Below are 6,083 nucleotides of genomic sequence, written 5' to 3'. Positions count from 1 at the left end.
ATCTCGAAGAGCGCCGGCGCCAACAGATCCTCCCCCTCTGGGGGAGGTGGCCCGGAGGGCCGGAGGGGGCCGCCGTTAGGCGGGCCGACCGAACGAAAAAAGGGGGCGACTTTCGCCGCCCCCTCTCAAGCTTCGATCAAACCCGGCCCTACCAGGCGCCGATTTCGTTGGCTTCGGCGTGGCTGATCGGATGGTGAGCCTTCTTGTGGTCTTCCTCGGCCAGGAACCGCACCGCCTCCAGGGCGGCCATGCAGCCCATGCCGGCGGCGGTCACCGCCTGGCGGTAGACGTCGTCGGTGACGTCGCCGGCGGCGTAGACGCCTTCGATGGCCGTCGAGGCCGTGCCCGGCTTGACCTTCAGGTAGCCGCCCGGGCCGACTTCCAGCTGGCCGGCGAACAGTTCCGACGACGGGGCGTGGCCGATGGCGATGAACACGCCGTCGGTTTTCAGCTCGGTGAACTCGCCGGTCTTGATGTTCTTCAGGCGCACGCCGGTGACGCCCATCGGTTCGCTGTCGCCGACGACCTCGTCGATGACGCTGTCCCAGACCACCTCGACCTTCGGATGGGCCAGCAGGCGCTCCTGCAGGATCTTCTCGGCCCGCAGCTCGTCCTTGCGGTGCACCAGGGTGACCTTGCTGGCGAAGCTGGTCAGGAACAGGGCTTCCTCGACGGCGGTGTTGCCGCCGCCGACCACCACGACTTCCTTGTTGCGATAGAAGAAGCCGTCGCAGGTGGCGCAGGCCGAAACGCCGAAGCCCTGGAACTTGCTCTCGCTCTCCAGGCCCAGCCACTTGGCCTGGGCGCCGGTGGCGATGATGATCGTCTCGGCGATCCAGTCCTGGCCGCTATCGGTCTTGACCACGAACGGGCGCTTGGACAGGTCGACCGACATCACGATGTCGCTGACGAACTCGGTGCCCACGTGCTCGGCCTGGGCGCGCATCTGGTCCATCAGCCAGGGACCCTGGATGACGTCGGCGAAGCCCGGATAGTTCTCGACGTCGGTCGTGATGGTCAGCTGGCCGCCCGGCTGGATGCCGGCGATGAGCACGGGCTTGAGCAGCGCGCGGGCGGCGTAGATGGCGGCGGTGTAGCCGGCGGGGCCCGAACCGATGATCAGGCAGCGCGTCTGGCGGGGAGCGGTGGTGGACATGGGCGAACATATAGTGTCGATTCCGCGCTGTTGCGATGGCTTTGGGGAACCCATGAAGGGCGGATTGAACATCGGGATCGGCGTCGGTACGGCCATCGGGGTCGCGCTGGGCTTGGCGCTCGACAACCTGGCGATCGGCATCGGGGTGGGCATCGCCATCGGCGGGGGCCTGGGCACGGCGCTGCAGATGGCCAAGCCCGCCGAGGCCAAGGCCGGCGGCAAGAAGGGCGACGGCGGCGACAGCGGCACGAGCCACTCTTTCGACAGCTCGTCTTCGTCTTCCTCGTCGGATTGCGGCTCCTCCGACGGCGGAAGCTGCGGGGGCGATGGCGGCGGTGGCGGCGGGGATTGACGGCTCGTCCACGATTTCAGGGTTAATAGGCAACAAACCGCGTGAGTTTCCGCCCATGACCGCTTCGCCCGAAATCGAGATCGCCGGCCGCAAGATCGGCGCGGACCATCCGCCCTACGTGATCTGCGAGCTGTCGGGGAACCACAACGGCAGCCTCGACCGCTGCCTTGAGATGGTCGACGCCGCCGCCGACACCGGCTGCGACGCCATCAAGATCCAGACCTACACCGCCGACACCATCACGCTCGACGTCGACCGGCCCGAGTTCAAGATCCACGGCGGCCTGTGGGACGGGCGCAGCCTGTACGAGCTGTACGAAGAGGCCCACACCCCGTTCGAGTGGCACGCGGCCATCTTCGAGCGGGCCCGCAAGCGCGGCGTGACCATCTTCTCCAGCCCTTTCGACGAGACCGCGGTCGACCTGCTCGCGGGGCTTGATGCGCCGGCCTACAAGATCGCCTCGTTCGAGGCCGTCGACCTGCCGCTGATCCGCTATGCCGCCAGCCAGGGCAAGCCGCTGATCATCTCGACCGGCATGGCCAATCTGGCCGAGATCGAGACCGCGCGGAACACCGCCCTGGAAGCCGGCGCGCCGGGCGTGCTGCTGCTGCACTGCGTGTCCAGCTATCCGGCCACCTTCGCCGACGCCAACGTGCGGACCGTGGCCGACATGGCCGCCCGCTTCGGCTGCCCGATCGGCCTGTCGGACCACACGCCGGGCACGGCCGCCTCGGTGGCGGCGGTGTCGGTCGGCGCCTGCGCGGTCGAAAAGCACTTCACCCTGGCCCGCGCCGACGGCGGCCCCGACGCCGCCTTCAGCCTGGAGCCGGCCGAGTTCAAGGCCCTGGTCGACGACACCAGGAACGCCTGGGCCTCGCTGGGGCGCGCCCACTACGACGTGCTGGGTTCCGAGCAGGGCTCCTTGCTCTTCCGCCGCTCGCTCTACGTCACCGCCGACGTGCCGGCCGGCGCGGTCCTGACGCGCGACAACGTCCGCTCGGTGCGCCCGGGCAACGGCCTGCCGCCGGCCGATCTCGACAAGGTGCTGGGCCGTCCCGCCGCCCGCGCCCTGACCCGCGGCGAGCCGCTGGCCTGGGACATGGTGGGCGATTAGGCGGCGACCAGGGCCTTCAACCCGTCCCAGCCGACGTTCATCAGGGCGTCGATGAAGCCCATGTAGGGCGTGAATTCGGGCCGCCCCTGCGGATATTCCGCCAGGCGGCAGGGCTTGAAGCGGACGGGAAAGCCGGCGGCGGCGAACACGCCGTCTTCTTCCATGTAGTCGGCCGAGCCGGTCGGCGAGACGTAGGCGTCGGCGCCGACCGCGCGGCAGATCGCCAGCAGGTGCTCGGAGCGGGCGCCTGCCGCGCCGAGGCTGGAGGCGCGGACGAACTCGGTTTCCAGGCCGATCCGCATCGCCGCGACCTGGGCCAGGCCGCAGGTCAGGTCCGCCAGGGCGCCGTCGGGTTCGCGGGCCAGTTGCTCGGACACGAAGGCGAAGCCCTCGGTGAAGAACGGCCGCTTGCCGTAGGCGTGGCGGATGGCGGCCAGATGCTTGTCGCGCCAGGCCTGGCTGTCGTCGATGCGGATGGCGGCGATCGGCGTGTCGCGATCGTGCTTCCTGACCGGCACGGTGAGCATCAGCTCGCCCTGGGCGGTCAGGATCCGGTTGCGCGACTGCCACGAGCGGCGGGCGAACTGCACGTCGTCGAGGAAGACGAAGACGTCGCTGGCCGCCATCAGCTGGAAATAGCCGAGATAGGGCAGATAGGTCGGCTGCATGATCGCCGCCGTTCTCGGGGGCGAGGTCTGGTTCATCCGACCAGGGCCAGGCCGCCGGCGGCGGGCGCGGCGCGGGCCGACGCCAGGGCGGCGTCCACCTCGGCCAGCTTGGCGCTCTTGCCGTAGGGCTCCCAGGCCCCGCAGACGAAGGAGGATCCGAAGCGCTCGGTCAGCTTCGCACGCAGCTGGCCAAGGCCGGCGATGGCGTCGCGCGAGTGATAGATCCAGCGCGGCTGGGCGCCCGTATGCAGCAGGGCGCCGGTCTTCAGCGAGCCGAAGCCCGACAGCAGGCCGCGGATCTCGCCGGGCAGGGCGCGCAGGTCGGCCTCGCGCACGCACTCGGCCACCACCAGGGTCTTGCCGCCGCTCTCGTACAGATAGGCGCGGAAGCAGTCGCCCTTGGCCGTGAAGTTCTGGACGTAGACGGGGCAGGGGCCGTCGAAATCGGCTTCGAAGACGTAGGTGAAGAAGCTCTTCTTCACCAGCGACGGGGTCGAAAGGCCCATCGGCTTGAACAGCGGCGTCGGGTTGGCGGCCCACACGACGGTGTCGCCGGCGGCGTGCTCGGCCATCACCTGGCGCGGCGAGATCAGGCTCTCGAAGCGGATGTCGACGCCCAGGGCCTCCAGCGCGCGACGGCAGGTCTCGAACAAGGCCGTGAAGCCGCCGGCCGGCAGGCTGGCCGTGACGTTGGCGGTGCGACCCGAAAGGCCGCGCGGGATGCCATACAGCTCGTCGGCCCATTCGTTCGAGGCCTTCAGGGCGACCAGAGCCGGGGTCTCGGCGCCGGCCGGATAGACGCGGTTGATGGCCAGCGGAATGGCCGCGTCGCCGTGCACGGCGGAAAGGTCGGCGCCCAGGTGCCAGCGGCAGTACTCGGCCAGGGTCTCGGCGATCGGCGAGGGATAGGCGGCGATGCGGTCGGCCAGGCTGTCGCCGGCCGGACGGGCGATCCGCAGGCTGGCGCAGTCCACGGCCGGGCCGCCGAAGTCCCAGGTGAAGACGCGCTTGCCCGCGCCGTCGAGGCTGAGCGAGCCGAAGCGGTTGTCGAAGGTCTCGAAGGCCGCGCCTTGCGCCTTCAGGCGTTCGACCAGGGCGTCGCCCTCGGGGCCGAAATAGACGCAGCCGTCGCGCATCTCCGCGCCGTTCACGACCTTGGGACGGGCAACCCCGCCCAGGGCGTCGAAGCGCTCGTGCAGCTCGATGTCGCGCCAGTCCAGGCGATGGGCCTCGAAGGCGGCCATGATCCCGGTCAGGCCGCCGCCGACGATGCGGATGCGGCCGTTCACGAGGCGGTCCCCCAGACCACCAGGTCGCTGTTGCTGGGCACGCGGACGCCAGCCTGCAGGTTGTCGAAGCAGACGCGGAAGACGTCCGGCTGGGTCAGGCCCAGCTCGTCGCGCAGGCGGTTCACCAGGCCCGCCTCGGTGTAGAACAGGTTGAACAGGCCTTCCTCGCCGGTCTCCGGCGTGGCCAGCCGGAAGCCGTCCGGTTCCTCGGCGACGCCTCGGCCGTAGCGATAGTCGTCGACGAGGCGGGTGCGAACGAAGACCTCGGCGTTCGGCGCCAGCTTCTCGCGCACGGCGGTCAGCACCCGATGGGCCTGGGCGTTGGTCAGATAGCAGAGCAGGTTGGGGATCAGCAGGACGTCGATCGGACCTTCGATCCCGTCGGGCAGGCCCAGCGACAGGTCGGCCTGGATCAGGGTCGCGGCCTGCCCCAGATTCCAGCGGGCGTCTTCCAGCGCCGCGGCCGAATAGTCGACATTGGTCAGCGTCCAGCCGTAGGCGGCGTAGAGCGACAGGTTGTTGCCCGTGCCGCCGCCCAGCTCCACGACCTTGCCGGCGCGCTGGTGCAGGCCGCGCTTGAAGAAGTGGCGGGCGATGAACTCGTCGGGGTACTTCAGACCCCGGATGTCCGGCAGGGCGCGCATGTCCGTCCGCCCCCTGACCGGAGGCCCCTCAAAGCTGGCGCGAACCGGTGGAGCGGTCGCGGCAGCAGCCTGGGGCCGCTTTGCCGAATACTTTGTTAACCCTGTCCTTAAGGGATGCGGCGCGATTGTCGCACCCGGCTCTAGGCCCGCCGGTCGCCGCCGTAGTTCAAGAGGTCTTCCCGGCCCTTCACGAAGGCGCGGACGTCGTCCGAGGTGAAGGCTCGGTTGTTCGGATAGAGCGCGTCATAGACCGTCGCCACGAAGGCGTAGTCGTCGGGCCGGTCGACGGTCCAGCGCACGTCGCCTTCGCCTGGGGCGTCCGGCAGCCAGGCCAGGTTCCAGCGGTCGGAATTGTTCCAGACGTCCCAGGTGACGTGCTCGCGGGCCTCGGGGCTGTCGGCCTGCGCGGCCGCGCGGCGCAGCCCCGAAGCCGTGATCACCTCGACGTCGAGGCCCTTGGGAAAGGCCGCGCCTTCGGGGCTGTTGCTGGTGTAGTCGGCCCCGGACGACAGGTGCAGGTCGATGGTGGCGTCGATGACCGTCGGGTCGGCCAGCGGGCAGTCGGCGGTCAGGCGCACCACGTGGTCGGCCGGATGCGCGTCCAGCGCGCCGACGAAGCGCTCCAGCACGTTGGCCAGCGGACCACGGTGCACGGCGACGCCGTCCTTGCGCACGGCGGCCTCGATGGCGTCGTCCAGCGGATCGGTGCTGGTGGCCACCACCAGCTTGTCGATGCGGCGCGAGCGGGAGACGCGTTCGATCTGGCGGATGATCATCGGCGCGCGGACGATCGGCATCAGCACCTTGCCCGGCAGGCGGGTCGAGCTCATGCGGGCTTGCAGGACGGCGAGGATCATCGC

Annotated in this window: 7 protein-coding genes; 2 read left to right on the top strand and 5 right to left on the bottom strand. The window is 69.8% G+C overall.

What is annotated here, in order from left to right; all coding sequences use genetic code 11:
- Positions 1–148: 148 nt before the first annotated feature.
- Complete coding sequence (trxB, locus tag AC1DCG_RS05820) at positions 149–1,156, bottom strand: thioredoxin-disulfide reductase (protein WP_101719543.1); 1,008 nt, start codon at positions 1,154–1,156, stop codon at positions 149–151.
- 52 nt (positions 1,157–1,208) lie between these two features.
- On the opposite strand from trxB, the gene AC1DCG_RS05815 reads away from it, so the two are divergent.
- Entirely contained in the window at positions 1,209–1,508 is a 300-nt protein-coding gene (locus tag AC1DCG_RS05815) for a hypothetical protein (RefSeq protein WP_477029866.1), read from the top strand.
- 55 nt (positions 1,509–1,563) lie between these two features.
- The gene (gene pseI, locus AC1DCG_RS05810) at positions 1,564–2,622 is read left to right on the top strand and encodes a pseudaminic acid synthase (protein WP_477029865.1); all 1,059 of its coding nucleotides are present in this window, start codon (positions 1,564–1,566) and stop codon (positions 2,620–2,622) included.
- On the opposite strand, the gene AC1DCG_RS05805 is transcribed toward pseI, so the two are convergent.
- From AC1DCG_RS05805 to AC1DCG_RS05790, 4 genes are all read right to left on the bottom strand, one after another.
- Positions 2,619–3,326 (bottom strand): WbqC family protein, encoded by a 708-nt coding sequence (locus AC1DCG_RS05805; protein WP_477029864.1) that lies wholly within the window; start codon positions 3,324–3,326, stop codon positions 2,619–2,621. The genes pseI and AC1DCG_RS05805 overlap by 4 nt on opposite strands.
- Positions 3,323–4,579: a flagellin modification protein FlmF gene (locus AC1DCG_RS05800; protein ID WP_477037219.1), complete on the bottom strand. Its 1,257-nt coding sequence runs from the start codon at positions 4,577–4,579 to the stop codon at positions 3,323–3,325. Before AC1DCG_RS05800 ends, AC1DCG_RS05805 begins: the two co-directional genes overlap by 4 nt.
- Positions 4,576–5,223, bottom strand: a complete 648-nt coding sequence (locus AC1DCG_RS05795) for a class I SAM-dependent methyltransferase (RefSeq protein ID WP_477029862.1) — start codon at positions 5,221–5,223, stop codon at positions 4,576–4,578. Before AC1DCG_RS05795 ends, AC1DCG_RS05800 begins: the two co-directional genes overlap by 4 nt.
- Positions 5,224–5,363: 140 nt before the next feature.
- A complete protein-coding gene (locus tag AC1DCG_RS05790) occupies positions 5,364–6,080 on the bottom strand; it encodes a cytidylyltransferase domain-containing protein (RefSeq protein WP_477029861.1) in 717 nt (238 codons plus the stop codon).
- Positions 6,081–6,083: the final 3 nt, after the last annotated feature.

The organism is Caulobacter sp. 10L414, from assembly GCF_056395525.1.
Note: the sequence above shows the minus strand (reverse complement) of the source record. Positions and strands in the feature narration are given on the sequence as shown.

What these genes read in the sequence shown, in the direction of transcription:
- trxB (WP_101719543.1), bottom strand. Translation starts at nt 1,156, where the DNA reads ATGTCCACCACCGCTCCCCGCCAGACGCGCTGCCTGATCATCGGTTCG.
- AC1DCG_RS05815 (WP_477029866.1), top strand. Translation starts at nt 1,209, where the DNA reads ATGAAGGGCGGATTGAACATCGGGATCGGCGTCGGTACGGCCATCGGG.
- pseI (WP_477029865.1), top strand. Translation starts at nt 1,564, where the DNA reads ATGACCGCTTCGCCCGAAATCGAGATCGCCGGCCGCAAGATCGGCGCG.
- AC1DCG_RS05805 (WP_477029864.1), bottom strand. Translation starts at nt 3,326, where the DNA reads ATGAACCAGACCTCGCCCCCGAGAACGGCGGCGATCATGCAGCCGACC.
- AC1DCG_RS05795 (WP_477029862.1), bottom strand. Translation starts at nt 5,223, where the DNA reads ATGCGCGCCCTGCCGGACATCCGGGGTCTGAAGTACCCCGACGAGTTC.
- AC1DCG_RS05790 (WP_477029861.1), bottom strand. Translation starts at nt 6,080, where the DNA reads ATGATCCTCGCCGTCCTGCAAGCCCGCATGAGCTCGACCCGCCTGCCG.